At 36.4% G+C, this 25551-nt stretch carries 28 protein-coding genes; 4 read left to right on the top strand and 24 right to left on the bottom strand.

Translation table 11 applies throughout. The features are described from left to right. Positions 1 to 91 precede the first annotated feature (91 nt). Both FC32_RS06755 and FC32_RS06750 read right to left on the bottom strand, forming a co-directional pair. Positions 92 to 793 (bottom strand): Bax inhibitor-1/YccA family protein, encoded by a 702-nt coding sequence (locus FC32_RS06755; RefSeq protein ID WP_025087088.1) that lies wholly within the window; start codon positions 791 to 793, stop codon positions 92 to 94. A gap of 43 nt (positions 794 to 836) precedes the next feature. After that, complete coding sequence (locus FC32_RS06750) at positions 837 to 1280, bottom strand: FAS1-like dehydratase domain-containing protein (RefSeq protein WP_025087089.1); 444 nt, start codon at positions 1278 to 1280, stop codon at positions 837 to 839. Positions 1281 to 1424: 144 nt separating this feature from the next. On the opposite strand from FC32_RS06750, the gene FC32_RS06745 reads away from it, so the two are divergent. Continuing rightward, a complete protein-coding gene (locus FC32_RS06745) occupies positions 1425 to 3176 on the top strand; it encodes a glycerophosphoryl diester phosphodiesterase membrane domain-containing protein (RefSeq protein ID WP_056957340.1) in 1752 nt (583 codons plus the stop codon). 52 nt (positions 3177 to 3228) lie between these two features. On the opposite strand, the gene murC is transcribed toward FC32_RS06745, so the two are convergent. From murC to FC32_RS06725, 5 genes are all read right to left on the bottom strand, one after another. Then, positions 3229 to 4560: a UDP-N-acetylmuramate--L-alanine ligase gene (gene murC / locus FC32_RS06740; RefSeq protein WP_056957339.1), complete on the bottom strand. Its 1332-nt coding sequence runs from the start codon at positions 4558 to 4560 to the stop codon at positions 3229 to 3231. A gap of 741 nt (positions 4561 to 5301) precedes the next feature. Further along, a complete protein-coding gene (locus FC32_RS06735; RefSeq protein ID WP_235722498.1) occupies positions 5302 to 5577 on the bottom strand; it encodes a hypothetical protein in 276 nt (91 codons plus the stop codon). A 145-nt stretch (positions 5578 to 5722) separates the two neighbouring features. Next, entirely contained in the window at positions 5723 to 5845 is a 123-nt protein-coding gene (locus FC32_RS11065) for a hypothetical protein (RefSeq protein ID WP_257575769.1), read from the bottom strand. Between the two features lie 223 nt (positions 5846 to 6068). Further along, positions 6069 to 8225: a peptide cleavage/export ABC transporter gene (locus FC32_RS06730; protein WP_025087090.1), complete on the bottom strand. Its 2157-nt coding sequence runs from the start codon at positions 8223 to 8225 to the stop codon at positions 6069 to 6071. 400 nt (positions 8226 to 8625) lie between these two features. Then, positions 8626 to 9006, bottom strand: a complete 381-nt coding sequence (locus FC32_RS06725; protein ID WP_025087091.1) for a hypothetical protein — start codon at positions 9004 to 9006, stop codon at positions 8626 to 8628. A 539-nt stretch (positions 9007 to 9545) separates the two neighbouring features. On the opposite strand from FC32_RS06725, the gene FC32_RS06720 reads away from it, so the two are divergent. Next, the gene (locus tag FC32_RS06720) at positions 9546 to 10499 is read left to right on the top strand and encodes a sensor histidine kinase (RefSeq protein WP_056957338.1); all 954 of its coding nucleotides are present in this window, start codon (positions 9546 to 9548) and stop codon (positions 10497 to 10499) included. Then, positions 10496 to 11230, top strand: coding sequence for a LytR/AlgR family response regulator transcription factor (locus FC32_RS06715; protein WP_025087093.1), 735 nt, complete (start codon positions 10496 to 10498; stop codon positions 11228 to 11230). Before FC32_RS06720 ends, FC32_RS06715 begins: the two co-directional genes overlap by 4 nt. 24 nt (positions 11231 to 11254) lie before the next feature. Here the strand turns inward: FC32_RS06715 and FC32_RS10580 are convergent, their stop codons facing one another. The 13 genes from FC32_RS10580 to FC32_RS06675 form a co-directional block, all read right to left on the bottom strand. Continuing rightward, on the bottom strand, positions 11255 to 11395 hold the full coding sequence (locus tag FC32_RS10580) for a hypothetical protein (RefSeq protein WP_155891449.1): 141 nt from the start codon (positions 11393 to 11395) through the stop codon (positions 11255 to 11257). A gap of 18 nt (positions 11396 to 11413) precedes the next feature. Continuing rightward, a complete protein-coding gene (locus tag FC32_RS10575; protein ID WP_155891450.1) occupies positions 11414 to 11554 on the bottom strand; it encodes a plantaricin NC8 alpha peptide precursor in 141 nt (46 codons plus the stop codon). A gap of 19 nt (positions 11555 to 11573) precedes the next feature. Beyond that, positions 11574 to 11750 carry a hypothetical protein gene (locus FC32_RS10570; RefSeq protein ID WP_155891451.1) on the bottom strand — a complete coding sequence of 59 codons (177 nt, stop codon included), beginning with the start codon at positions 11748 to 11750 and terminating at the stop codon, positions 11574 to 11576. A 692-nt stretch (positions 11751 to 12442) separates the two neighbouring features. Next, on the bottom strand, positions 12443 to 12631 hold the full coding sequence (locus FC32_RS06710; protein ID WP_051533650.1) for a hypothetical protein: 189 nt from the start codon (positions 12629 to 12631) through the stop codon (positions 12443 to 12445). Between the two features lie 562 nt (positions 12632 to 13193). Then, complete coding sequence (locus FC32_RS06705; RefSeq protein ID WP_025087095.1) at positions 13194 to 13856, bottom strand: LytTR family DNA-binding domain-containing protein; 663 nt, start codon at positions 13854 to 13856, stop codon at positions 13194 to 13196. 74 nt (positions 13857 to 13930) lie between these two features. Beyond that, entirely contained in the window at positions 13931 to 14956 is a 1026-nt protein-coding gene (locus tag FC32_RS06700; protein ID WP_081780062.1) for a YcaO-like family protein, read from the bottom strand. Beyond that, positions 14956 to 15114: a hypothetical protein gene (locus tag FC32_RS10565; RefSeq protein ID WP_155891452.1), complete on the bottom strand. Its 159-nt coding sequence runs from the start codon at positions 15112 to 15114 to the stop codon at positions 14956 to 14958. The genes FC32_RS06700 and FC32_RS10565 overlap by 1 nt, the downstream gene beginning before the upstream one ends. A 58-nt stretch (positions 15115 to 15172) precedes the next feature. Then, complete coding sequence (locus FC32_RS10560) at positions 15173 to 15331, bottom strand: hypothetical protein (RefSeq protein ID WP_155891453.1); 159 nt, start codon at positions 15329 to 15331, stop codon at positions 15173 to 15175. Between the two features lie 14 nt (positions 15332 to 15345). After that, positions 15346 to 16116 (bottom strand): ABC transporter permease, encoded by a 771-nt coding sequence (locus FC32_RS06695; protein WP_025087097.1) that lies wholly within the window; start codon positions 16114 to 16116, stop codon positions 15346 to 15348. Next, positions 16113 to 16892 (bottom strand): ABC transporter permease, encoded by a 780-nt coding sequence (locus FC32_RS06690; RefSeq protein ID WP_025087098.1) that lies wholly within the window; start codon positions 16890 to 16892, stop codon positions 16113 to 16115. Before FC32_RS06690 ends, FC32_RS06695 begins: the two co-directional genes overlap by 4 nt. Continuing rightward, positions 16889 to 17815: an ABC transporter ATP-binding protein gene (locus FC32_RS06685; protein ID WP_004049758.1), complete on the bottom strand. Its 927-nt coding sequence runs from the start codon at positions 17813 to 17815 to the stop codon at positions 16889 to 16891. Before FC32_RS06685 ends, FC32_RS06690 begins: the two co-directional genes overlap by 4 nt. A gap of 164 nt (positions 17816 to 17979) precedes the next feature. Then, a complete protein-coding gene (locus tag FC32_RS06680) occupies positions 17980 to 19143 on the bottom strand; it encodes an ATP-grasp domain-containing protein (protein ID WP_035459765.1) in 1164 nt (387 codons plus the stop codon). Between the two features lie 23 nt (positions 19144 to 19166). Beyond that, positions 19167 to 19913 carry an esterase family protein gene (locus tag FC32_RS06675; protein ID WP_025087100.1) on the bottom strand — a complete coding sequence of 249 codons (747 nt, stop codon included), beginning with the start codon at positions 19911 to 19913 and terminating at the stop codon, positions 19167 to 19169. A 610-nt stretch (positions 19914 to 20523) separates the two neighbouring features. Here FC32_RS06675 and FC32_RS06670 point away from each other — a divergent pair. After that, a complete protein-coding gene (locus FC32_RS06670) occupies positions 20524 to 21357 on the top strand; it encodes an alpha/beta hydrolase (RefSeq protein ID WP_025087101.1) in 834 nt (277 codons plus the stop codon). 58 nt (positions 21358 to 21415) lie between these two features. Here the strand turns inward: FC32_RS06670 and FC32_RS06665 are convergent, their stop codons facing one another. The 4 genes from FC32_RS06665 to trmB all read right to left on the bottom strand — a co-directional run bounded on the left by FC32_RS06665 (position 21416) and on the right by trmB (position 25542). Beyond that, on the bottom strand, positions 21416 to 23635 hold the full coding sequence (locus FC32_RS06665) for a DNA translocase FtsK (RefSeq protein WP_056957337.1): 2220 nt from the start codon (positions 23633 to 23635) through the stop codon (positions 21416 to 21418). A 199-nt stretch (positions 23636 to 23834) separates the two neighbouring features. Continuing rightward, a complete protein-coding gene (gene ytpR / locus FC32_RS06660) occupies positions 23835 to 24476 on the bottom strand; it encodes a YtpR family tRNA-binding protein (RefSeq protein WP_025087102.1) in 642 nt (213 codons plus the stop codon). Between the two features lie 21 nt (positions 24477 to 24497). Further along, the gene (locus FC32_RS06655) at positions 24498 to 24815 is read right to left on the bottom strand and encodes a thioredoxin family protein (RefSeq protein WP_025087103.1); all 318 of its coding nucleotides are present in this window, start codon (positions 24813 to 24815) and stop codon (positions 24498 to 24500) included. Positions 24816 to 24897: 82 nt separating this feature from the next. Continuing rightward, positions 24898 to 25542 carry a tRNA (guanosine(46)-N7)-methyltransferase TrmB gene (gene trmB, locus FC32_RS06650; protein ID WP_056957336.1) on the bottom strand — a complete coding sequence of 215 codons (645 nt, stop codon included), beginning with the start codon at positions 25540 to 25542 and terminating at the stop codon, positions 24898 to 24900. Between the last annotated feature and the right edge of the window lie 9 nt (positions 25543 to 25551).

Below are 25551 nucleotides of genomic sequence, written 5' to 3'. Positions count from 1 at the left end.
CTCGTTTTCGTATTCTCTTTTATCTATTCTAACAAATTTTAGGCTAGATTAAAAAAAGCCCCTCCGCACAAAACGAAGGGGCGAAATTTAACTAGTCGCGACTCCCGCCAACACCAGCAAAGATATTCAACAAGTTAAGGAAAATATTGATAAAGTCAAGATAAAGTTGTAAAGCACCCATCAAGGCTAAATTATTGATATTAACTTGTGAACCCATTTGTAAGTACATTTGACGAAGTCTTTGTGTATCCCAAGCTGTTAAGCCCATAAAGATCACTAATCCAATAAAGGAGAAAACATAAGAGATCATTGGGCTTCTTAAGAACATGTTAATGATCGAAACAATGATCAAAGCGATCAAAGCGGCCATCGCTTGACGACCGATCCCTGAAAGATCTTTTTTAGTTGTCATTCCCATGAAAGCTAGGACCGCAAACATAACAACCGCTGCAACAAAGGCACTCGTGATATCTTGAGCAGTATAGACGATAAAGATCCCGCTAAACAAAAGTCCTTCTAACGCAGCAAAGCCAAATAATCCTAATGCACTAACTAGTGGTGAACGTTGTGATTTAAGTGATGACATCGAGTATGCCATGATCATTTGGATCACAAACACACCGATCAAGGCAATGGGATTACTCATGATACGGATCACCGTTTCACTATATGATCCAATGTAGGCAGTCAGAGCTGAAATAGCCACTGCAACACCCATGTAGCCGTACATTTTGGTGAAAAAGCTATTTACACCAGCTGTACTACCATCAAAAATTTCTGGATTATTATTCATAGTAAATTCTCCTTCTTTAAATTTTATCTACTTAAAAATGCAGCTAATCTTGTTGACGCGGAGGTCGAGCCATGATTACTGAGTCTAGGACCCGCTCATTATTACTATTCGTACCTTCCACCGAAATCATCACTACTTCTTTCATTGTGTCAACTTTGATAACTTCAAAGCTAAACGTAATGATCTCATCATGATACACCGGCATAATATAATTAGCAGAAAAATTAACAATTTCACTTCCTGGTCCTGGAAGTAACTTAGAAACTGAACTGGTAATGATTCCACTAAGTAAAACCGGTGGTACGATCGGTTTTTCGTGACCTAACCGTTTAGCATATTCATTTTGAATATACAATGGATTATTGTCATTAGTTAAACCTAAATAAATTAAGAGGTCTCTTTCTGAGATACTCTCTGTTACGGTTAACGAGTCGCCTTCTTTGATCTCAGCAAGCGTTTTTCCCAACCTATGCACATCATCAGGCATATAGCTTCACCTTCCTCTAAGTGGTCTGCCTATATAATATCACAACCGGACCTTTTGCTCAATTTTGGTAAACTCGCACTTGACCTTATTAGAAGATACCCAGTAAAATATAATCAAAATTTAAAAACAGGAGTACTTTTATTCATGAATAGCTTACGCAATCTAAAACACGCAAGCCTTGAATTTTTCTCACATGCAAAGGAATACCTTACTTTATTTTTGGTCATTGATCTCGTGATCGAATTTGGACTGGTCCCACTTTTTGGACAATTTGCCAGTTTTTTACTCACCCAAAGCGCGATTCCTTATTTGTCCTATACAAATTTTTTAACCATCATCACCCAACACCCAATAACTGCACTCTTATTATTTAGTGAACTTTGTTTGCTGATTTACTGTGTTTTCTTACAATTCTACGTTTTTTTATTTGGAATAGTCCGAATCAAACAAGGAAATTTTTCTTTAAAAGGACTAGCCATTGATTTACGTCAAGCGATCCGCGCTCCACGAATTACAAGTTTTATTTTCTTTAGTGTTTATTTCTTATTGATCATCCCGTTTAGTGGTATCTTTTTTAAAAGTCCACTGCTTAGTAAAGTCGTGATCCCTAAGTTTATTTTAGAATTTCTACTGCAAAAGCCCCTTTATTTGAGTTTGATCGCTACCTTTTACTTGCTGGTCTTTATTTTAAGCATTCGCATGCTATTTGTTTTACCTTTGATGTTTTTCCAAAAACTTTCCTTACGCCAAGCCTTAACAACCAGTTTTTCTATGACAAAGAAACGTTTTTTCTTTTTTTGTCGAAAAATTTTGTTATTAGCCAGTGTTAGCACCGTAATTTACTTGACCTTTTTTGGACTACTTTATGGCTTACAATACTTACTTGATCGTAGCCCTGCTTGGTTGGCTTTTTTAGGCGCAACCTTGAATCTATCCCTACTTCAAGTCGGTAATTTAGCAATTTCAATTTGGAGTACCGTTATTTTTGGCACAACTATGATTTTACCAAAGATCAACGTTCCTACAGTAGCTGTGGTCAAGCAAAAATCTTGGCGTTTCACCAAGCCTTTGATCGGATTTTCCTTGATTTTGTTTCTTTTAAGTAATGCCTTTTACTTTGCAGATACTCGGTATAAATTACCCTTGATCATCTCTCATCGTGGAGTCAATAACGAAAATGGGGTTCAAAATACCTTACCTGCGCTCAAGAAAACAGCAGCATTAAAACCTGATTTTATTGAAATCGATATCCAAGAAACTAAAGATCAGCAATTTGTTGTTATGCATGATACTAATCTCGAAAATCTTGCGGGAATCAATGTTAGCCCCCAAGAATTGACTTTAGCTGAATTGACTAAAATTACGGTTGCTGAAAATGGTCATCAAGCTAAGATCGCAAGTTTTGATGCCTACTTAGCTAAAGCCAAAGCATATAAGCAAAAGCTACTTATTGAGATCAAAACTACCCCAAACGATTCTCCTAACATGCTCACCGACTTTGCTAAAAAATATGGTAAGATGATCCAAGCACGTCATCATCAAGTACAATCCTTAGACTATAATGTGGTCACCCAAATCAAAAAATATGATACTACGATTCCAGTCTACTACACTTTACCGTATAACTTTATCTTTCCACACACTCCGGCCAACGGATATTCAATGGAACAATCTACCTTAAACGATTCATTCGTGACCCAAGCTAAATTAGCATCTAAGCAAGTTTATTCTTGGACTCCAAATACTGAAGATGAATTTACTAGCGCAATGTTTTTAAACGTTGATGGTGTGATCACTGATAATGTCTCTGGCGTTAAAGAATTTTACCGCTCATTGACCCAAGATGCTAGTTATGCTAAGCGACTACTAGATTATACGGCCCTATTGCCAAACTAATTTTAAACACAAAAAAGTCCATGCAAAAAATCTGCATGGACTTTTTTACTGCCTAGTTATTATTTAAGCTAAGGTCACTGAGTAATTTTTCATAAGCATATTCATACTTTTGAATATCACCAGCACCCATAAAGACAACGACATCATCATGATAGTCAAGTAATGGTGACATATTTTCCAAAGCTAAAACTTCGCCACCCTTAGTGATTTTTTCACCTAGGTCTTTGGCAGAAACTTTACCATCATGCTCACGGATCGAACTAAAGATATCGGTCAAATAAACTTTATCCGCTAAATCTAAACTTTTAGCGAATTCATCCATCAGTGCGATCGTCCGACTAAACGTATGTGGTTGGAAGACAGCAATGATCTTTTTATCAGGATATTGTTGCCGCGCTGCATCTAACGTAGCTGTGATTTCGGAAGGATGATGCGCATAATCATCAATGATCACCATATCAGCAACCCGTTTTTCAGTAAAGCGTCGTTTAACACCCTTGAAAGTCAAAAGTTCTTTTTTGATTTCTTCTTGATCAACTTTTTCCATATGTGAAACAGCGATCACGGCTAAACTATTTAAAATATTATGCTTACCAAACATTGGAATATCATAGTTACCTAAGAATTCATCCCCAAGGTAAACATCGAAATTTGAGCCTTTAGTTGTCCGCTTGATGTTTTCGGCACGCACATCATCATCTGGCTCTGTTCCGTAGTAATAAACCGGAACATCAGCTTTCAAGTTGCGCAAATACTTATCTTCGCCCCAAACAAAAAGACCTTTTTTTGTTTGTTTAGCCAAAGTCTCAAAGGCATCACAGACGTCATCGATCCCAGTAAAATAATCCGGATGATCAAAATCAATGTTTGTCATGATCGTATAATCTGGGTGATAAGCCACAAAATGGCGGCGATATTCATCAGCTTCAAAGACGAAGAAACGTGCATCTGGTGTACCTTTACCAGTACCGTCACCAACTAAAAAGCTTGTTGGTGAAACTCCACTCAAAACATGAGCTAATAGTCCGGAAGTACTCGTTTTACCGTGAGCACCTGCGACACCGATACTAGTCGTTTCTTCGATCAGCATCTCAACAACTTCTGGATAACGCATGACTTTGAGACCCATTTCATGCGCTTTTTTAATTTCTTCTTGATCATCATCAAAGGCATTTCCCGCTACTATCGTCATCTGGTCTTGGATATTTTTTTCATCAAATGGGAAAATTTCAATTCCTGCCTGTTCTAAACCACGTTGGGTAAAAGTATATTTCTCAATATCTGAGCCAGCGACTTTACAACCCTTATCATTTAAAATTAGGGCCAACGCACTCATACCTGTCCCCTTAATGCCTACAAAAAAATATGTGGTGTCCATATTCATGGTAATATCCTCTTTTCTTAATTAACGGTCAAAATAAGTTTACCATAGATATCTTAGCATTTAAAAGACTTACTACCTTGAATCAGCCTAACTTTCTTCAAAAATAATATTTTTTAGGACTTAAGATCAGCGACCGTAGAAATACCACACCTAAAAGATGATCTAAACTTTGCCTAACTCAGCTTACTATCCTAAACTAGCTAATAGCTATGATGACTAAACGTGGCTGTGACATAAGTCTTTTTTCATCCAAGACAGCTACGCTTTGCTAGCTGGATCACGTTTTGTAAACTGCTCAAAATTTCCTAGGAAATATAAATTTATCTGCAATGCAACGGACTACAGGTGGCGACTTTTCATTGAGCAGACCAAGTACTTGTAAACACCAAGCTCTCGAAGCCTTTTTGAAAAGACCTGCGAGATAATTTGGTCAATTCATATATGGTCTCTTCTTGTTCTTTAGTGAGTCGAGTTTGTTTAGCTAACGATAGCCTTGAGAGCTCTGATTTTAAGTTCTCGATCGCCTCTGAGATCTCTTTAAATTTTACTGAAAGTTTAGTGAGACGATTTATTTTATTATACGCTTTTTGGGTCGCTTTTTTGCTGTGTCATTATCTAACGAGTCGTACAATTTAGTAAGTAGCTCATTAACATGAAATATGCTGGTTTCTTTGTTTGAGCTCTATTGACCCAAGAGAAGATACCCAAAAATTCTTAAAAAACTCATTTGGGCAAAATTTTTCAGTTGATCAATTGATATTTTTTGAAAAATTTGTGGGCACTGACGACACAATGATCAGTCATATCTAAAAAATCTCCGCTATCAGCCATAACATACATCGCATAACCGCAAAAACCACCACCAAGCGTACCTACCATTCCAAGTTTTAGATTAGCTACAGTTGAAGGGCTCAAAGCTGGCATCACGATCAGCAAGCGTTTGTCGACCCATCTTAAGTAGCCTTTAGCAAAGGCTTCTTTGACCCATAGCGGTGGGGTTTTGTCATGTGGACTCACTTGCCACACCTCAACTATCTTGCATGCAATTTAGCCTTCATCTTACTCACCTTCCTAAAAATTACATGAATTAGGTGTTCCACCTTGACCATAAGGACCACAATTATGTGCTCTGAAGTTTCGTGTAGCACCACCATTTAGTTGTTCAGCTGTGGGGGACCTTACCCAAGCCACCAAACAAGCCTACAACCGCCCCACCTACGATCATTCGTTGCTCGCCATCAGACAGTTCTTGATGATCAGTGTACATGTATGAAAAGTCACTCATCATTTTCAGCTACTTAGTTTAAAACATTTTGACTTCAACTACCATAACCGTAGCAGATTTTTCTCAGCACATGCATTTTTTATCCTATTTGGGCATTTATTTATCAAAACTGGAACTCCTTGTAATAATTGTTTATCACTTAAATATATTACGCTATTTTTTATCCACCCCTTCAAGCGACTTAATGAAAATCATATAAATATTAAAGGCTATAGCATCCTCTCTAACTATTAACTAAGTTAGCGTAATAGCCACCTTTATTCAGTAATTCTTCATGATTCCCGTATTCCACTATCCTACCACTATCCATGACTAAAATATTATCTGTTCGTTTAGCAATCGCTAGACGATGTGCGATAAAAATAATTGTTCTATCTTCTAGCGAAAGTAAATTATCAACTAATGCTTTTTCAGTAATTGTGTCTAATCCACTTGTTGATTCATCAAATATCAAAACTTTTGCAGATGATAATAGCGCTCTTGCAATCGTTATCCGTTGCTTTTGTCCACCAGATAATGTGTTTCCATTCTCATCAAGCAATGTATCATACTGAAGTGGCATTTTTTCTATCTCATCTGCGATCATAGCTAAACGACAAGCCTCCGATATATCTTTTTTGGAAACTCCGGATTTATTCCCTAAAGTCAAATTTTCCATAATAGACCCTGAAAAGATATATGGCTCTTGCGAAACATAATTAATATACTTTCGCAAGAAATGCTTATCTACATTTTTCACTTGCGATCGACCAATAGTTATGATTCCCGAGGTAGGTTCAAAAAAATTAACGATCAGCTTAACTAAGGTAGATTTCCCAGAACCACTCATACCTACAATTGCTAATTTTTCATTTGATTTAATAGTTAAATTGATATCATCTAAAACATTTTTTCCATACCCATAGCAATACGATACATCTTTGAATGTTATCTCTCCTTCTAACTGGTCATCTGACAATTGATGACAAGAATCACCGAACTCAGTTGGTACAAAAAGAATTTCATTTAACCTATTATTTGCCACTTGTGCACTTTGAAGCTTAGGCTGTAGATTAATTATATTTTGTAACGGTCCAGTAAAATATGCCACCAAAGCACTATATGCCATTAATTGCCCGACCGTGAACTTCTCTTCGATCACCATTTGTGCACCGATCCATAAAATGACTACATTGAGACTTAATTGTACGAAAATTTTTAGTGACTGTTGTAATAGATCCATCTTAGTATACGCTAAATTTTTACCCAAAAAATCAATAAATTGGCTATTTATTTTCTCATATCTATTATTTTCACTATTTAGAGCCTTAATAGTTTCTATCCCTTTAATATCTTCAATGACTGATGAGCTCAGAGTTGCATTGCTTTTCATTTGCTCAACATTCAATTTTTCAAATTTCTTTGTAAATGCCAAGATCACTATTAAGTAAATAGGCAAACAAATTAGAGTAACAAAAAAAAGGAGCTTATTTTGAATTGCTAAGATTCCTCCCATAACTAAAACTATTCCTACATCTAAAAATATAGAAATCACTGCACTCGCCAATGCATCAACTATCTTATTGGCATCATTAAACCTTGAAACTATGTCCCCTGTTTTTCTAGTTACAAAAAAATCCATTGGTAATTCAAAAATATGACGAATATATCCTAAAATAATTTCAACTGATAATCTTTGACCTAAAATTATCAGTAAAAAATCACGAATATAAACAAACATTGAATTAAATATATATACCACTAATAACCCACTAGCAATTATTGGCAAAATACCGTTTGCTTTTTTGGGAATATATTCATCTATCAATATTTGTAAAAAATACGATCCCAAAATACTGATAAAAGTTACCAACATTGCTGCTGAGACGATCTTCATGAGCAATTTCCATTGTTTTTTTAAATTTCTAAACAGCACCAATAGTCCCCGTTGATTTTCTTTTACAGGATCATATCCATCATTTGGCGTAAATAAAAGAGCAACACCACTCCATTCTTTTTCAAAATTTTCACGTGACATCTTAATAACACCAATATCTGGAGCAGGATCAGCTAATAAAATACTCTTCTCATCTGCCTTCAAAATTACATAATAATGCAGTAAAGCCCCATTCTTTATTACATGTGCGATAAACGGATAGGATAACTCTGAAACTTCAAATAATGACATATCAGCTTGAATAGCTTGTGTCTCAAGCTTAAATTTTTGTGCTGCCTTGACCAACCCCAAGGCAGTCGTCCCTTCCAAATCTGTTTTAGCTAAATCACGTAAACGAGCTAAAGACACTTTAGTTCCATAACACTTTAATATCATAGATAAGCACGCAACTCCACAATCCATCTCATCTACTTGTGCTGTATAATATTTATAGAATTGACGCATATTTCCCCTCCTCGTACGGTTTTATCCCCTACTATTTTCCCTATGCTGTAGCAATTTTTTGATTACTTTACTGGCCCGCTTAGAATAATATTCAACTTTTCCATTAACAAAAACGACCTTGTGTGTCCCAATATTCATCAGATAGATATTATTTTCATTTACCAAACATGAACTCAAGATCCTCCATAAGCTTGCGCTACTTTTTGTAGCCTATCAGAGATTTCAAAGCTTCCATCTGTCGTATCTAAACATAGCCGATATGAGTAGGTAGTTGTCTTTATGCAAACGATATCATCTAACTTTTCCGCATAAAGACACGTTCCTCTTCGGCAATAAAGAATTATTTGTTTGGCTCTATTTGCCAATTCTAACTGCTCAACAGCCTGTCAGATCACATTGTTCAAGCGACTTTGAATGATATCTCTGCCTTTTTTAAATCAATACAATCTAACACCGTAACGTTATTTTCAAAGATCAAATAACTCCGTAAAATATCTATCGTACTTAAGATCAACTTGGCCTGTTTGTCAAACATTTTTATTTTTTGAGCGAGCTTTATTCCTCTTTTTCTTCCAAAAACACCAGTTGCAAAAGTGTAAATACTGTCTACTCTTTGTTCTTGGATGATATGGCTTAATAATGCATATGGATCAATAAAGATCCCACCTAGCTGTAGCTTTACGTGGACCTGTTCATCTTGAATCATGATCGCAATTTTGACTAAGTTCCCCATATCCGCCTCAAACTCTGGATCTGCACATACAAAAACTTGATATTTCATAAACATTCCCCTTATTTATTCAACTCATGTGTTAACTAAATTAAAATCTATTGTGCTATAATTACTTTGTGCAGTAGATGGCATTGTGAAAAAAGCCACTAATGCATATATTTCGCCTGTTTTGTGGCGCCCTTTTGCCCCCCCTAATCTCCTTGATTTTTTTCTCTGAAATGGTTGTATATTTTTTCTTCATTATTATTTCTCCTTGGAGGTGAATTCCTATGTTTTATCTTGTGATAGGATATGTTTCTTTATTTTTTCAAGGTCTTATCATCACGTTATTATTTAACCAATTAAATGTTATCTCTTTGCAACGAAAATTTATTGTGCTTCTAAGTATATCCACGTGTTTTACTTACGGGTGGTGGGGCTGCTTGATATATACCATTATATTTGGCATGATCATTAGTCACCTTTCGCAAAAAAAGATCCCCATTCTATTAAGTATGTTCTACGTCTCGTACCTATTAGTCTCGACTGCCATTATTTATCAATTATTGGACAACGTTTTAGCTCTGATAGAGGGAAATTACACCTTAATGATCATGATAGAACTGCTCGTTTTACCTTGGATCGTCTTTTACCTTCAAACATCTCTGCTATACTACTTCAAACGTTACTTGGTCTACTTTGCGAATCATATTTTAGCTAAATATCGCTTTCAAGCAGCTATTTTGGATGTGACTTTGTTAAGCTATATCTATCTTCGCTTTTCTGACCTGCCTAATAAGTTACTTATCGCCAGCATTATTTTGGTAGTTATTGCAGCCTATATCTACTGCATCACACTATACTCACAAAAACTGGCAATAAAACTCGCTCAAGCAGAACAGCTACAAAATTTGATCGAATATACCACCCAGATCGAAGAGTTATATGATAAACTACGCCGTTTCAAACATGACTACAAAAATATTTTGCTTTCCCTAGAATATTGCCTGGATAATAATGATCTTGCTGGGGCTAAGAAAGTTTATCACCAAGCGATCGCACCTACCAGATCGATCATTTCCCCAGAACTGCAGCTCATCAGTCAATTACAAAATATCAGTGACCCAGCACTTAAAGGGATCTTATCCAATAAATTGGCTTTAGCTCTCACAAAAAAACTCCGTGTCACTTGTGAAATAGCCCAAAAGATCAAACTTGATCCACGTGTTACACAATTAGATATGGTTCGGCTCTTATCGATCTTTATGGATAATGCGATCGAGGCCGCCTGCCAAGTCAATAAGGGCTGTTTAGACTTTGCCTTTTTTGAACATGATAACGAACAATTCATCGTTATCCGCAACAGTACCAAATATGAAAAAATAGAGCTTCAACTTCTAGATAAAGTTGGTTATACTACTAAAAATAGCCAAGGTCATGGTTATGGGTTAGCCAATGTTTCGGCTATCTTGCGTGACTATCCCTTTATCAGCTTAAACACCAGTTCCAGCCATTATATATTTCAACAAGAATTGATCATTACAGGAGGTTTATCAAGATGAACATTGCTATTTTAGAAGATGAATCCATCCATATTTATCGCTTAACAGAGATCATCAGCTCGCTTTTAAAAGATCTAGGTGTGTCTAGCTATGACTTAAAAACCTTCAAAGATCCCCAAGCACTACTAGCCGAGCTTTTTATTCCAAGCAATCAAAATATTTATTTTTTAGACTTAGAACTCAAAGGTGATCAACAACAAGGTTTAAAAGTTGGCCAACAGATCAGAGACTATGATAGTCAAGCTGCCCTGATCTTTTTTACTTCACACGCCGAGTTGATGCCCTTGACCTATAAATATAAAGTAGCTGCCCTAGACTTCATCGCCAAAGATAGTCTAACGATCTTAGATAGCATCAAAGAAGACTTCAAGTTAGTGCTAAATAAGCGTCAAAAAAACACATCTGAAATGTTTGCGTTGCAAGTAGGCAATCATTTTATCGATCTTGAATTTGCGAAGATCTGCTTTTTTGAGACCCACTATTCAAATAGTCACGCTTCGATCTTGTGGCTAACTGATAATCGTAAACTCCAGATCGCTAAAAATCTCCATGAGTTAGAGCAACTCGAGCCACGACTCATCAGAGTTCATCGCAGTTTTTTAGTCAACTTGAAAAATGTTGAAGTCGTTGATAACTCGCAAAAATTGCTCTTCTTTAAAAATGGACTTTCTTGTCCGATATCGCGCCGTAAATTAAAGTTATTACAAACTAAAAACAAGGGTAGCTACTAAGCTCGCTGCCCTTGTTTTTAGTTTCTATTTACTCTGTTCAAAACCGGCATCAAACCCGTGGAAGACATCATCGCGATGTGTCCAAAATGAAAAACTAGCGAGCACTACCAACAAAATGACCCCAACTAAGGCTAACTTCGCCTTTAAACTCTTCTTGTATCCCATTTTAATCATCTCCATCTTTTAAATTTTAAAATACCGATGACTTAAATTCCACTTACTTCGCCAACCTAATTGGTAACCATAGCCTTTCCAGAGCGCTTTTTCAATATCATAACCGCCCTTGATCTGATTTAAATCAGTGATAACTTGAAATTTATTCATCTTAGTCCCTCCATAACCTCTACTTTGGATAGTTGTTGAACCCTTTGTCAAAGCCGCTCATAATGTCTTTCCGATGTTTGTATCCTGAAACCCCAATTTTCCATAGCATACTGTAATACCATCCAGGGACACCACCACCAACTATTGAACTAGTGGCTTTTGTATCCAATAGTTTGAAACTTTCCAATTTATCCATTAATGTCTCCTCCTTTTCTATCCACCTTCATTCTACTACATAAGCTTTGCTTAAGGGACCCTATTTCAGTAAACGGTATTATTTTTGCAGTAAATGGTCTATTTCAAAAAAATTATTTTTTTAGGGTTACATATCGGCAACTCATTTCGTTATTAGTAGTGTAAGGGCGATCGGTTCACTTTGGCAAATATTTCCCGCCGTTATGCACTTTTCAAAAGATGTTTTTTACAGATTTCAAAAAATAAATAGCTAAAAATTGGATAAAAAGAGACCTAGGGGAGACCCTGAGAGAGACCCCCAAAGAGTCGGGCTAGGTGGTTTAGAATAGTGTATGATTTAAAACGTTGGAAGTTCCAGCGCTTTTTTTATTTTTACTTGGGTATGATATACTGAAAACAATCAAACAAGGCTAGCCACTTCCTAGATCGTCTACGGGCGCTAGGAAACTTTTTTATTTTCTGATGTATGCTATAATGCTGTTAGGGTTTCTCAATCGATTATTTTACCATGTTTATAAAACAGTCCTTTGACGTCTTGCGATCGTGCAAGGCGTTTTTATTTGCGTCGTTGGGATGTGATCGTCCACAATTGGACAACGTGCATCCCTGAGACGTGATATAATACGTTTAACATGAGTTCCAAAGGTGGAACTTGCTAAGAAGGCTCTTACGATCGTGCAGAGGGCTTTTTGCTTATTTTGGAAAGCGTTCGGCTAGTTTCTCATTAGCAAACGTGATCAATGCTTCTAAGTCTTCCTTGGTGGCTACTCTGCAGTAACTGCGTGCCATGGATCTTTTAGCAAGATAGTATTTGCGTTCCTTGTTCTTTTCGTTCCAACGGTTGGAAGCATCACGTTGCGCCTTGGTCGTTTTCATTGTCATTAGTGTAACTCCTTACTTGCATTCGTATATTAAATATAATATACTTGAGTATGAAAAAAGGCACTAAGTAGCTGCAACTACTTAGCGCCAAGCGTGGTTTAAGGCTTAAAGTTTCCTAGCTAGTCGCGATTGTTAAAATCGTGATTAGCTTTTTTTATTATCCAATAGGCACGCGCTACGTTTATTACCAGTCTTGCTAAACTGAGTATTAAAGGCGGTGCTACTGAGATAATAGCAACGATTAACACCGTGGAACCTCCAGCCTATCCGAATTATCATAACTTTAGCCTCCCTCCGCGCGGTTTAGTAATTGAGAAGTGGCCAAGCCTTAATAATTCCCACTAAGCCACTTGTTAGGTTTGCAAGTCCTAACTCGTGACTATGTCAATATTATGTATTACATTTCATATAAAAACAAGCACTTTATTCTTGGCTTATGCCAGTAGAATAATCAAAAAGGGATATACCAGCAACTAAGCTAGTGCATCCCTTTTAATGTATATGGATATATTTAAGCAATTGATACAGTTGGCTATTACTATGTGGATAAAGACCTGCTAATTTACGCAAAACGTTCGGCTAGAGTCTTGAATTTTTGACGTGAGATCGGACATTTCAGACCATTAACAAAGGTCGCAGTAGCGTTCAACTTATCTAACATATAGACATTTCCCGGGTTAAGGAGATAACTCTGATGACTGCGCCAGAGACGAGGATTTTCTTTTTCTAAAATACGCAAATTCTTAGGGACTTGGAGCGATCGTTTATCCATAAGCCACAAAACAGCAGCATGTGTATTAGAGCAATGCGACTCCACATAACAGATCTGTTCAAGCTCGACTTTGATGACTTTCCCCCTGCTTTTAAAGCAAAGCTCCGTAGCTTTCTCAAGCTCTTGCAATGCAGCCATCAATTCTTGATACCATGTTTTAGCATAACAAAAAATAACTGCAGTTACCTGTAATTGATAGCGATACATCCAATAGCAAAGCTCTTTTTGATCAACTAAGAAAATAAATTTTTGACTTGGATCCAACTGCTGACGTAACTTACAGGTTGCCAAAGTCTGTTGGCACAACTTCTGGGTCAAAACTACGATCCAGACTTGCGCTGACGTCTTCTCTAAAGCCTGAAGTTCATCACAACAAGGTACTTTCGCCAGATAATCTTTTAACTTGGCATTTGAATCTAAAGGTGCTGTCGGTACAAAATACATAACCTCCATTTTTCATTCCCCCTTTAGCGTAATTTTAACGCAAAACTATCCCCGTGGGTAAAATATTTTGAATGAATTTTTCTTCATTGCTCTCCATAATAATTACAAGGCAATAACACTGAACCTTCTAAAATTAAGTTAAACAACTCCGTTCCCGGAACTATTACTTGAACAACATATACTCCATTTCCTTCATAAATATCCCTCACGTAAGTCCTTCTTTTACATCTTTTCAGTTTACTAACCTCTTCTGCTATCAATCCATCAACATTTTTGTGAAATTTCTTACCTTTCCTATAATTCCAATTTCTTATTGGTCTATTACTTAAAAATTCAAACCTTAGCATTATTTTAATTAAGTTATATTCTTTCCATTGTTTATCTAATCTCTCAAATAATAATTGGTCTTCTTTACCAAATAATAATATTAGTTGCAGTAATTCTGTTACTGCTCTGATTGTTGCATACTCTAAATCTAAAGATGTTCCTGCTCCATATAATGGATATTTCCATTTTTTACCTTTAGATACACATAGTATCGTAGGTATAGAATAAACATTGTGTATTCTAATTAATCTAACTTCTGTACCAGATGTTGCCTCAATTGACCCTATTAATACTCTAATATTATATGGTAATGTTTTCTTATCAACCTCCCAACAATCACAATCATCATAAATTCCCAAACCATATCTTATTAATACTTTTGAAATAGAATCACGTTCTATAACTTCATTTAATGCATGTAGTACCGCCTCTTTTTTTGTTGCCCCAATAGCATAACCATTGTCTGATCTATAGCCAGATATATCACTATCGTCATTATTATCTTTAAAATTTACATCATTCAATACACATGGATAATAAAAGCTTTCATTGTTATTTATCCCTAAAAATTTATCAACTTGCACGTAAGCTGATTGTCTATGTAACAGGTTTATAGGATAGCTATTGACTCCTAAAGATTTCAGTTGTCTTTTTAAGTTCTGCGCCGAAAAAATTATCTGTTCTCTATGCCTTTGCGAATTATAGTAAAAGTGTTCAATCGTTTCAAATATTGCACCCACTAATGGTTCGTCGCCTAATCCTTTTCCATTACCAACCGCAATTACTTCCTTCCTTTTTTTAAAATTCCACGATAAATTTTAAACTTATGATCATTTGTGCTAAATTCTTGTTCCTCGTATGTATAACCTTGTTCTTTTACCCAATTTAGGGCAAAGTTCTTAGCTTCTTCCGTCGAAAATTCTCTCTCAATATTAAGCATCTTTATTCCCCCTAATTTATAAAAGCTCGTAACAAAACTTGTTACGAGCTTTAAAACACTAATACTTAACAACTTTTGCACCGCTTACCATCAGATCATTTAGGCTTACACATTTTTTATTCTCTAGCATTTCAAAAAATTGCTTTTGCTTGTCTGACAAAGATGCAAAGCCACGTCCGATGCGTTTACCATTGATTTCTGTCCTTGCTGAGCCCATATTTATCACCTCCTTTAATTTGCAGAATAGTAATTCTTCATCCCTTGGTTCCACTCATAACGCGATAAGTAATATAGCGCTACACAGGCGATCGAGAAATACACAAGTTCTTTAACACTACCATCCCCTTTTATAATTTCGACCGGCATATTAGTGACTGTTAGTACAGGAACTACAAATGTAAAAACTAACTGAATAATAGTCGGAAAAAACACTTTTGGTCTACTGAGCATACTCGTTAAGTCTTCTATCACACCACCTAATGAACTTGCTTTAGCTAGCCAAAAATTAAAACATATGCATATCCTATTCAATAAAAAGATCATCATTACACCCATGATCAGAGCCCATATGATCATAAAAACTTTTATGATCCCTAAAGTATAATTCTGGAGCAAATAAATAAATACCGCTGTTGTAACAACTAACTCTATCAAGCTAGGCATATCAAAACCAACTAACATCACCGACCAGTACGGATCTAATGGTTTGAGCAATAAACTATCCAAGCCCCCATCAACAATTAGCTCGCTTAGTTCTTCATGACCCAAAATAAATATAAAGTTGTAAGCCGACACCATAACTGATATACCCGTCACTAATACTAAATAATCAGTACGATCCCAACCATTTACCGACGTATTGCTCGAAAAATATACATATCCTGTTACATACTCTATTGCATAGAAAATAATTGCTAACAAAAAAGTTAACCACCCTGTTGCTCGATAGATCATAAACTGTTTAAGACTTTTATCCCAAGCACAGCTTAACACACGCATCATATACTCTCGACTCCTTCATATAGACGTAATCCATGCTTTAAAATAAGCCTATATATCACTAAAAATATGAATGTCCATCCAAGCGTAACAATTAAGTATTGCATCAATTCATATCCAGACAGACCAACAGTTAAAAAGCGCGCTGGTATGTCAGTAACTAGAGAAAAAGGATTATATTGAATTACTATAAAAAACTTGTTAGGTAAATGTGACAACGGAAAGTAACGTCCCCCAAATAATAAGTAGCACGCTGTCACAAATGAACGCAGTGGCCATAATTCGATCAACCAAAACGCCAGCATTCCTAAGATCATCATCAAAGAAAAAAACATTACGCCTGCAAAAGCCAGATATATTACTAAGAGAAGTAACATTAATACTGAAATTCCCGATAAAGACCCAAAATATACTACTAAGCATAAATTTATCACTATACCTAGAAACTGATCGCCTATAAAATATGCCAGATGCTCACCGTATAAAGAAATAGGCCGTTCAAGAAGCGTTGAGAGGCGCCCCGATTTTATTTGCGTCGCTAATCTAAAGGCTGGGGCAACACTAAAGCTCAGCGCTAAAAAATTGGCTAGAAAAAGGTAGGCATTTAATTTTTCCAGACTATAGTTTGGAACTACCAAAGCTTTCTGGCTATATAGCGCCTCCCAAACAAAAATACTAACTCCTACCTGCAAAATAGTCAGCCCATACTCTAGTACGATATTAGTCCGATAGATCAATTTTGCTTTTAAACTAGCTAAAAAAACATACAAGTATTTCATATACTATCCCCTTTAATAAATTGCAGGATCAATTCTTCTAGTTCCATACCTCTTTGACTGACACGTAAAATTCTTTCTGCGGGTATTTTAGCCAGAATTTCATTTAGTTTATCTGGGGCACACGTTAGTTTTTTCTCCACTGATTTTGAATTTAAGAAATCAATATCAAATAAAATTTCGGTGGTTAGTTCTTTTGGTAACTGCTCTAACTTGTCATTAAAAATGATTTTTCCCTTGTTTAAGATAATTACTTTATCTGCTAATTGCTCAATATCTTTGATATAGTGCGACGTGGTTATGATCGTTGTCTTGTGATACTGATTTTCAAGGCGCAAGATCTTATAAATAGTCTTTTGTGTTACAAAATCTAGTCCTAAGGTGGGCTCATCTAAAAACAAATACTTCGGTCGATGTAGCAAAGCCGCGATCAACTCACACTTCACTCGTTGACCTAGTGATAATTTACGTACTGGAATGTATAACAGTTCAGTTACTTCCAATTGTTCGCTCAACCAAGTTAAACGAGCATTATACATTTGCTTTGGTAGTTCGTAAATGGCAGCCAACATATCATAGGTATCGATCGCTGGTAGATCCCAAATCAACTGAGATCTTTGCCCCAATAAAACACCAATATTTTTTAGGAACACTTTTTCCCTTTGATAGGGCAACATTTGATCGATCTTTATCTCTCCTTGCCTTAAAGGCAATATTCCGGTCAATAATTTGATCAATGTTGTTTTTCCAGCTCCATTTCTGCCGATCAAACCTATCATTTCCCCTTCATTGATCGTTAATGAAATGTCAGATAGTGCCTCGACCTGAATGACCGATCGCTTGAAAAAATCATGCATGACCCCTTTTAAACCCTGTGATCGCTTAAAAGTTGTATACTGTAGTGTCGCGTTTTTGACTTCGATCATTTTTTCATCCCCTTTTTGCCCTAAGCTTAAGGCAACAAAAAAAGCTCTGCAAGTGCCATACAGGATTTAGCACTTGCAAAGCAGGATTTAGTTGATCAGCATTTCCAAATAAGACAGCGGACTTGGCTGCCATTTATATAGAGACTTGTATCACAGCCTCGTTTTTATTTGACTTGACTAACAAAATCAACGATCTTTAAAAGTTCTGATTTCGTTTTAGTGTTGAAAATATAACCAATATCACCCATAACTTCGGCAAAAACCCCCGGAACAGTTTGGATATCCTTTAACGCATATCCATATTTTTCCTTGATCATTTCTTCATCATACCGATATGTGCGCTTGTTATTGCGTGAAATATATACACTATAGTAATAACAGTCATTGGTCCTATAAAATTTATTTTCTTTAACGATATGCGCATACTCATCAAATAGATCTAATTCATGCGCATGATTCATCAGATCGATCGAAGCACCACCTGGAGGACGACAATTTAATTCTAAGGCGTACAATTTGCCATCTTTTGTACGGAAGAATTCAAAATGAAAGAAACGCTCTCGCACATCAAAAGCTGCCACGCTCTTTACCCCATATTCGTAAAGATCTTTTGAAATATCACGTGTCTCATAATAATACATGTCACCGCCACGGTTTACCGTTTCTAGTGCTGGTTCCATGTATACTAAAGATGAATAAAAAACGATCTTACCATTTTGATCAGTCAAACCATCAAAAGTTATGATATCACCTTCGATAAATTCTTCCATAAAATAAGCAACATTTGACCGTTTCTTTTGTAAAAAGTCGGCAAAATCAGCTTCACTGGTGATCTTATAAGTATCACTCGCACCTACCCCAGAGTCGGGTTTGATAATAACGGGATAGTCAAATTTTTTCAATAATTTTTTAGCTTCTTTATCGGTTTTAAAAGCTGCTCCTGCCGCAACGGGAATATGATGCTTTTTAAAGACTTCTTTCATTTTCGATTTATATTTAATGACATCAATATCCGCCAATTTATAACCAGGGATATTAAAATCAGTGCGCAGTCTAGCATCTTGGAAAAGCCAGTGCTCATTTTGAGATTCCAATCGGTCGATCTTACCATACTTAAAGGCAAAATACGCTACTGCCCGATACATTTCTTCATAATTTTCCATATCATTAACTTTGTAATACTCTGTCAATGCTTCGCGCAAATTTACACTTAAATTTTGATACTCTTCATCCCCGATTCCAAGCGTGGTGATTCCATTTGCAGCTAAGCGCACTGAAAAATTTTCAAAATTTTCTGGAAAATGGGGTGATGTGACAATAAAGTTCATTAAATTCTTCCTTTCTATCGCTATCAAAGCTGTCCAAGTTCAACTAATTTTCCTAAATAATATGGCATTTGTTTGCGCCACCAGATCCAATCATGAGAAACATCTTCGCCCCAATAATCAAACCAACCAGGGATATGCTTATGTTGAAAGGCTCGTTCTAATTTTTTAGTTTCTTCGACTTCTTCCCATGGTCCCAATCCAGTACAAATAATATAGGTGTTCTTAGCATATTGTTCTAAAAACCACGTATCGGCTAAATTTCCCAAATAGTCAACCGGAGAATTTAAATAAACTAACTCGTCGTTGCCATAGTCACCACATAAAAAGCGAATATCGTATAATCCACTCAAAGAAATAACGGTATCAAAAACGGTCGGATATTTAAGCCCAAAGTTCACCGCATGATAGGCCCCCATTGAACAGCCTGTAGCTAGCAAACCTCCTTGCCAATCATTTTCAGCACGGATCAATGGAACAAATTCATCAATAATAAAACGCGCATATGCTTCATGAGCTAAAGCACGGTCATGTGGCGATTTCCAACTAGCTTCCCATGACTCATTGTCATATGAATCTGGGGTATAAAAGCGAACTTTACCACTAGTGATCCACGGTTCACAAGCTGCGATCATCCCAAAATCACCATATTCAGCATGACTCCCACCTGATGATGGAAAGACTAAAATAGGCTTACCTGCATGCCCATAAACATTAAACCCCATATCACGACCTAAATTTTGACTATGTAAATAGCGATTTTCAAAAAACATTGTATTTCTCCCCATCCATCTCTATTTTCATAACACTTTTTAATTTTTATTCACGATTCCTTCTCATAAAACAGTTAATCTATGTTTTATTTTCGCTAAAAAACATAAAAATATCTTTTAATTTACTCTAATTTTTTGTTAATATTATCACAAAATTTCTTCCTTGTGAATAGTTTTCACCATATAAAATTAGTTCTTTTTAATCATTTAGCAATTTAATTGGTATTTTTTAATAAAAATTTCAAAAATATTGTATAATTAAAGTGTAAAGAACTCGTTTGAACTGTTTTTGCAAACACCTTTAATTGCTTGCTTTAGCACAAAGATAAGAGGTGAACGATATGTGGAATGAAGAAGAAAAACAAAAGATCAAAAAAATTTTTAGAGTGAAACATCCCTTTAGTCTGGGTTTTCCATCCATTTAAAATGCTTTTTTATTTGATCTGTATGACTTTTAATAGTCTTCATCGGTTGGCAGCTCATTTTTGGGACGCAAAACGACAACACGCTGGAGCAACACCAAACATCTCCTCAGACTGAAATAATAATCGAATGATCAATCATAATATTTTTTAGAAAGGACGCTATTTGCTAGCGCTACACATAAATTATGGTCTATACGAATAATTTTTACTTAGAATTAAAAACTCATTATTTGACAGTTCCCTATTCTCCTGAAAAACGTCGCGTCAGAGTCTTATTACCACAAGATTATTTTAATGAACCTACTAAAAGATATCCTGTCCTTTATTTGCATGACGGGCAAAATGTTTTTCACAGTCATGAAGCCTTTGCAGGATATTCTTGGAAAATCATCCCATTGATCAAAAGTCATCCTGAAATTCCTCCGATGATCGTTGTTGGTATCGATAATTCAGGTGAATATCGCTTAGATGAATACGCTCCTTGGAAAACTACCTTTTTTAAAGACGGGGGCTTAAATTCTTTTGGTGGGTTAGGTAAAAATTATGCTGATTGGCTAGCTCGAGAGCTTAAACCTTTTATCGACCGAAAATATCGCACATTACCTGCCAAAGAAAATACACTCTTAGCCGGCAGTTCCATGGGAGGATATATCACCGCTTATATCGGTGCCTTATATCCCGAAATTTTTGGAAATTTAGGTGTTTTTTCTAGTGCAGCTTGGTTACGCGCCGATAAATTTTCACAATTCATCTATACTCATCCGCTCGACAAAAATGCCAAAGTTTATATTCAAACTGGTGCCAATGAAAGTGATGCTGGCGACGATGATGTCTTACCACCTAACCAGCAAGCTCAAGCCTATATTGACGAAGCATTAAACTATCAACATGCATTACTTCAAACTGGATTACCGGTTTCACGAATTCGATTGCGGATTTTTGCCAATGAATCACATCACGAGTATTACTGGGCTAAACATTTTTCTGAATTTTTAAATTTCATCTTTAACGAATGGTGATATCAATAGTAAAAAGACCAGGTAAAACTAAGAACCTTTAGTTTTACCTGGTCTTTTATCAGTTTGTACGTAATTTATCTAAACCTTCTTGGGTCAAAAAGACTTTCCGTGGTTTAGCACCATGCGCTGGTGATATATATTGTTTAGCTTCTAAATCTTCGATCAAGCTAGCCGCACGATTATATCCGATCGAAAAAACTCGTTGTAACTTAGAAGTCGAGATCGTTTCTTCATTAACGATATAATCTAAAACTCGTGGCATTAACTCATCTTGTTTTTCTGTCTCTAAAGCGCGTTTCTTTAGATTATCTGGGTCAAACGCATACCGTGGTTTACCTTGTTGTCTGATAAAATCAGTCACAAAATCAACTTCATCTTCAATATACGTTCCTTGCAGACGCATTGGTTGACCTGAACCATTGCCCAGATACAACATATCTCCTCGGCCTAAAAGGCGCTCAGCTCCAGCTGTATCTAAAATAGTCCGTGAATCAACTTGACTAGCGACCATAAACGCAATTCTAGTTGGAATATTGTTTTTGATCGTCCCAGTAACAACATCCACACTCGGGCGTTGTGTTGCTACGATCAAGTGGATCCCAGCAGCTCGAGCTTTTTGGGTGATCCTTGCGATATAATCTTGAACTTCTGAGGACGCTGCCATCATCAAATCTGCTAACTCATCAATGATGACTACGATATACGGCAATTGTAAGCCATATTCGCCAGCTGCCTTAGCTTTTTGATTATACGCTTCAATATTTCTTGCTCCTGCTGCGGCTAAACGTTGATAACGTTCTTCCATTTCATTAACCAACCACTTAAGGGCTGCAGCAGCGGCTTGCGGATCAAAAATCACCGGTGCCAAAAGATGTGGTAGATCATGATATGGAGCCATTTCAACTGCTTTAGGGTCGATCAAGACTAACTTAACTTCATTTGGTGAAGCTTTATACAAGAGAGAAACTAATAAACTATTGATAAAGACAGATTTCCCTGAGCCAGTCGCACCTGCGATCAAACCGTGAGGCATCTTTTGGATATCGGTGATCTGTGGTTCACCAAAAAGATCTACACCTAAGGCGATCGTTAAAGGTGAAGAGGCTGTTTGAAATTTTTGTGAGCATAACACTTCCGATAACATTACTGGACGTGATACTTTGTTAGGGATCTCGATCCCTACACTACTCTTACCTGGAATTGGGGCTTCGATCCGAATATCTTTAGCTGCTAAAGCTAATTTTAAATCATCGGTCAAGTTGGTGATCTTGTTGACTTTAACCCCACGACCCAATGTTAATTCAAACTGTGTAACGGTTGGTCCGATCGTCCAATCGCTTACTGTGGCATCGACGTGGAAAGCTTTAAGCGTCTCATTTAAAGTTACTACTTGCTCATTGACCCATTCATCCAACTTAGGGTCATCTTCGATCACGGGAGCAGGCAATAAGCTTAATGGTGGAAGTTGGTAACCTTTTTGGTCAAAATCTTGTGTCATTTGCGGAGTGACTTGTAAAGATTCTTGTTTTTCTTGTTCAACAAGATTTGCTTCATGTGCCATCGCTGCTTTTAAACCAGTCATTTTTTCACGTACTACATTAGTTTCAGTTTGAGACTGACTAGTATGGTAAGCTTGTACAGATAATGATTCAGATCCACTTTCACTTTGACTGCTATCTGAAACTACACTTTCGCTACGAATTACTTGACTTACAGACTCTTCTGAAGTGGCTACACTAGCGCTCTGATCAGCTGAATCACTTGGAATTGCCTGTGTTTGAAGTTCACTTGAACTAACTTCACTTTGGCTAATAAATTCACTGGCAGATTCACTGAGCGAAGGTACTTCAGTCGTACTACCACTAACTTCACTTACTTTTTCACTAGCGATCTTATCTATAGTTGAAGTCTCACTTTGTTTTTCTACCGAAACAATCGGATTTTTAACCGTGAGATCAATTGCTTTTGTTCCTAAAAAAACAGTACTTTCAAATAATAAATAATCATCGGGCTCTTTTTTCATTGACCAGATCAATTTTTCATAATCTGTTTTCTTCGTATTACTTTGCCGTGAAACTACTGAACGTGGAACATACTTGGGACTAAATGCCCGGGTTGCGAAATCCTGAAGTTTTTCTGCTTTTTTAGCAGAATTTTTTTGTGGTCTTTTTACAGTTTCAGTTTTAGCAACAGACTTGGCTGGTTGCTCAACACGTTTAGGTGTGGTTTCTTTTTGACTATTGTTTCTGTAAAAAGCTGGGCCATCATAATGTTCCATTGCTTTCATCCTAACTTTTTAAACTAACTTCCCTATGTCATAGGAGGCAATTACAGCTTTTGACTGCAATATTCATTAATTCCATTATAGTAAGAAATCGTTCAAGAAAAAAGTACTTTCCCTTTTAGTACTTGGATTAATTAATTTTATTCTTACTTAAAAATAAAAATGCCCAGAATTTTCATTCTAGGCATTTTTTCTAGTCAACAAATAATTGAGCTGCTTTTTCAAAATCAAATGCTTCGCCGACTTTAAATTCTATTGGATCAAGCACTAAGATTCCGCGAGCTTGAGGGGCATTTGGTAACGCTAATTCTCTAGCAGCACATAGCATCCCAAAGCTTTCTACACCACGTAATTTACCGGGCCAGATCATCGCCCCGTTTGGCATCATCGCCCCGATTTTAGCTACGACCACGTTTTGACCCGCTTCAATATTGGGCGCACCGCACACGATTTGAAGCGTTTGGTCATTATCAACTGTGATCTTAGCAATGTGCAAATGATCAGAATCTGGATGTTCCGCTAACTCAGCTACATATCCAACCACAAATTTAGGTTCAGCGTCATACTCTAATTCAGGTTCAAAACCAGCTGCTTGCAATGCTTGATTCAACTCAGAAACTTGCTTAGCATCTAAAAACACCTGACCATTTCCTGTTAGATCCGCCAAAATTTGTGTGGCTGCTAAAAAATTGAACCCTAATGTTTCTTGTGTTTTAACATCATAAATTCTAACGATATCGCCTTTTTGTTCGCTGGCTTGTTCAGCCGTTTCTGGACGGATCATCGTCAATAAAACATCACCCATTTGGGTTGGATTATAGCTAGAAATTAACATTATCTTCAATACTTCCTTTTTCTAAATATTATTCAAAAAGTCTTCAACTTCTTGTTTGGTTTTACGATCTTTGTTTACAAAACGAGCTTTTTCTTGACCATCTTCATAAACAACAAAGCTTGGGATCCCCATGATCATCATTTCTTGACAAAGGTCAATATTTTCATCACGGTCAACTAAAATAAATTCATAATCTTTGTATTCTGCTTCGATCTCTGGCATTGCTGGCTTGATAAAACGACAATCAGGACACCAGTTAGCAGTAAAAAATAATACATACTTACCCGAACTTAATTTTTCTTCTAACGCCTTTTTATCCAATTTTGCTAATTTTTCCATTTTCAAAAACTCCTCCGAGATAAATTAATTTACTTACTTTTTGTATTATAACTTACCTCACCTTGTTTTAAAATTTATTTGCTTAATGCTTAAAATGCGCTTCAAGTTTATAGATGGGTTGCCCTTTTTGACTGAATTTTTCTTCATATTCAGTCATCACATTATCGGTCAAATCTGGGGTTTGATGTAAATCAAGCCAAACTTGATCGAATTCCATCCCGTAATTATTTAAACTAGTCAAAGAATACTCAAACAAACCACGATTGTCTGTTTTAAATTCTAAATGACCCGTTGGTTGCATAACTTCTTCATATTGAGCTAAAAAGCTCTTATAAGTCAAGCGCCGTTTTTCATTGCGATTTTTAGGCCAAGGATCAGAAAAATTCAAATAGATGCCACTAACTTCATTGGGTTCAAAAAATTCTGTCAAACCACTACCGTTAGCACAAACTAATTGCAAATTGGGTAACTTTGCTTCGATTTGTTTTTTCAAAGCAATCCCGGTCGCAACTGTCTGCATCTCAAGTCCAATGAAATTACGTTCAGGATATTTTTTAGCCATTTCAACGATAAAACGACCTTTTCCCATTCCGATCTCAATGTATAATGGTTGTTCTTTTTCAAAGCGGCTTTGCCAATTTCCTCTAAGTGCAGCCGGGTCAGTGACTACGTATTGCGGATTTTCTGCAATTAAAGGCTTTGCCCAAGGTTTATTTCGTAAACGCATATCTTCTTG

The organism is Ligilactobacillus apodemi DSM 16634 = JCM 16172 (assembly GCF_001434405.1).
Lineage (GTDB): Bacteria > Bacillota > Bacilli > Lactobacillales > Lactobacillaceae > Ligilactobacillus > Ligilactobacillus apodemi.
This window is presented reverse-complemented; position numbering and strand designations above follow the sequence as displayed.

Coding starts and splice junctions, on each gene's coding strand:
- FC32_RS06755 (WP_025087088.1), bottom strand. CDS start 793: ATGAATAATAATCCAGAAATTTTTGATGGTAGTACAGCTGGTGTAAAT.
- FC32_RS06750 (WP_025087089.1), bottom strand. CDS start 1,280: ATGCCTGATGATGTGCATAGGTTGGGAAAAACGCTTGCTGAGATCAAA.
- FC32_RS06745 (WP_056957340.1), top strand. CDS start 1,425: ATGAATAGCTTACGCAATCTAAAACACGCAAGCCTTGAATTTTTCTCA.
- murC (WP_056957339.1), bottom strand. CDS start 4,560: ATGAATATGGACACCACATATTTTTTTGTAGGCATTAAGGGGACAGGT.
- FC32_RS11065 (WP_257575769.1), bottom strand. CDS start 5,845: ATGAGTGACTTTTCATACATGTACACTGATCATCAAGAACTGTCTGAT.
- FC32_RS06730 (WP_025087090.1), bottom strand. CDS start 8,225: ATGCGTCAATTCTATAAATATTATACAGCACAAGTAGATGAGATGGAT.
- FC32_RS06725 (WP_025087091.1), bottom strand. CDS start 9,006: ATGAAATATCAAGTTTTTGTATGTGCAGATCCAGAGTTTGAGGCGGAT.
- FC32_RS06720 (WP_056957338.1), top strand. CDS start 9,546: ATGATCATGATAGAACTGCTCGTTTTACCTTGGATCGTCTTTTACCTT.
- FC32_RS06715 (WP_025087093.1), top strand. CDS start 10,496: ATGAACATTGCTATTTTAGAAGATGAATCCATCCATATTTATCGCTTA.
- FC32_RS10580 (WP_155891449.1), bottom strand. CDS start 11,395: ATGGGATACAAGAAGAGTTTAAAGGCGAAGTTAGCCTTAGTTGGGGTC.
- FC32_RS10575 (WP_155891450.1), bottom strand. CDS start 11,554: ATGAATAAATTTCAAGTTATCACTGATTTAAATCAGATCAAGGGCGGT.
- FC32_RS10570 (WP_155891451.1), bottom strand. CDS start 11,750: ATGGATAAATTGGAAAGTTTCAAACTATTGGATACAAAAGCCACTAGT.
- FC32_RS06710 (WP_051533650.1), bottom strand. CDS start 12,631: ATGACAATGAAAACGACCAAGGCGCAACGTGATGCTTCCAACCGTTGG.
- FC32_RS06705 (WP_025087095.1), bottom strand. CDS start 13,856: ATGGAGGTTATGTATTTTGTACCGACAGCACCTTTAGATTCAAATGCC.
- FC32_RS10565 (WP_155891452.1), bottom strand. CDS start 15,114: ATGCTTAATATTGAGAGAGAATTTTCGACGGAAGAAGCTAAGAACTTT.
- FC32_RS10560 (WP_155891453.1), bottom strand. CDS start 15,331: ATGGGCTCAGCAAGGACAGAAATCAATGGTAAACGCATCGGACGTGGC.
- FC32_RS06695 (WP_025087097.1), bottom strand. CDS start 16,116: ATGATGCGTGTGTTAAGCTGTGCTTGGGATAAAAGTCTTAAACAGTTT.
- FC32_RS06690 (WP_025087098.1), bottom strand. CDS start 16,892: ATGAAATACTTGTATGTTTTTTTAGCTAGTTTAAAAGCAAAATTGATC.
- FC32_RS06685 (WP_004049758.1), bottom strand. CDS start 17,815: ATGATCGAAGTCAAAAACGCGACACTACAGTATACAACTTTTAAGCGA.
- FC32_RS06680 (WP_035459765.1), bottom strand. CDS start 19,143: ATGAACTTTATTGTCACATCACCCCATTTTCCAGAAAATTTTGAAAAT.
- FC32_RS06675 (WP_025087100.1), bottom strand. CDS start 19,913: ATGTTTTTTGAAAATCGCTATTTACATAGTCAAAATTTAGGTCGTGAT.
- FC32_RS06670 (WP_025087101.1), top strand. CDS start 20,524: ATGGTCTATACGAATAATTTTTACTTAGAATTAAAAACTCATTATTTG.
- FC32_RS06665 (WP_056957337.1), bottom strand. CDS start 23,635: ATGGAACATTATGATGGCCCAGCTTTTTACAGAAACAATAGTCAAAAA.
- ytpR (WP_025087102.1), bottom strand. CDS start 24,476: ATGTTAATTTCTAGCTATAATCCAACCCAAATGGGTGATGTTTTATTG.
- FC32_RS06655 (WP_025087103.1), bottom strand. CDS start 24,815: ATGGAAAAATTAGCAAAATTGGATAAAAAGGCGTTAGAAGAAAAATTA.
- trmB (WP_056957336.1), bottom strand. CDS start 25,542: ATGCGTTTACGAAATAAACCTTGGGCAAAGCCTTTAATTGCAGAAAAT.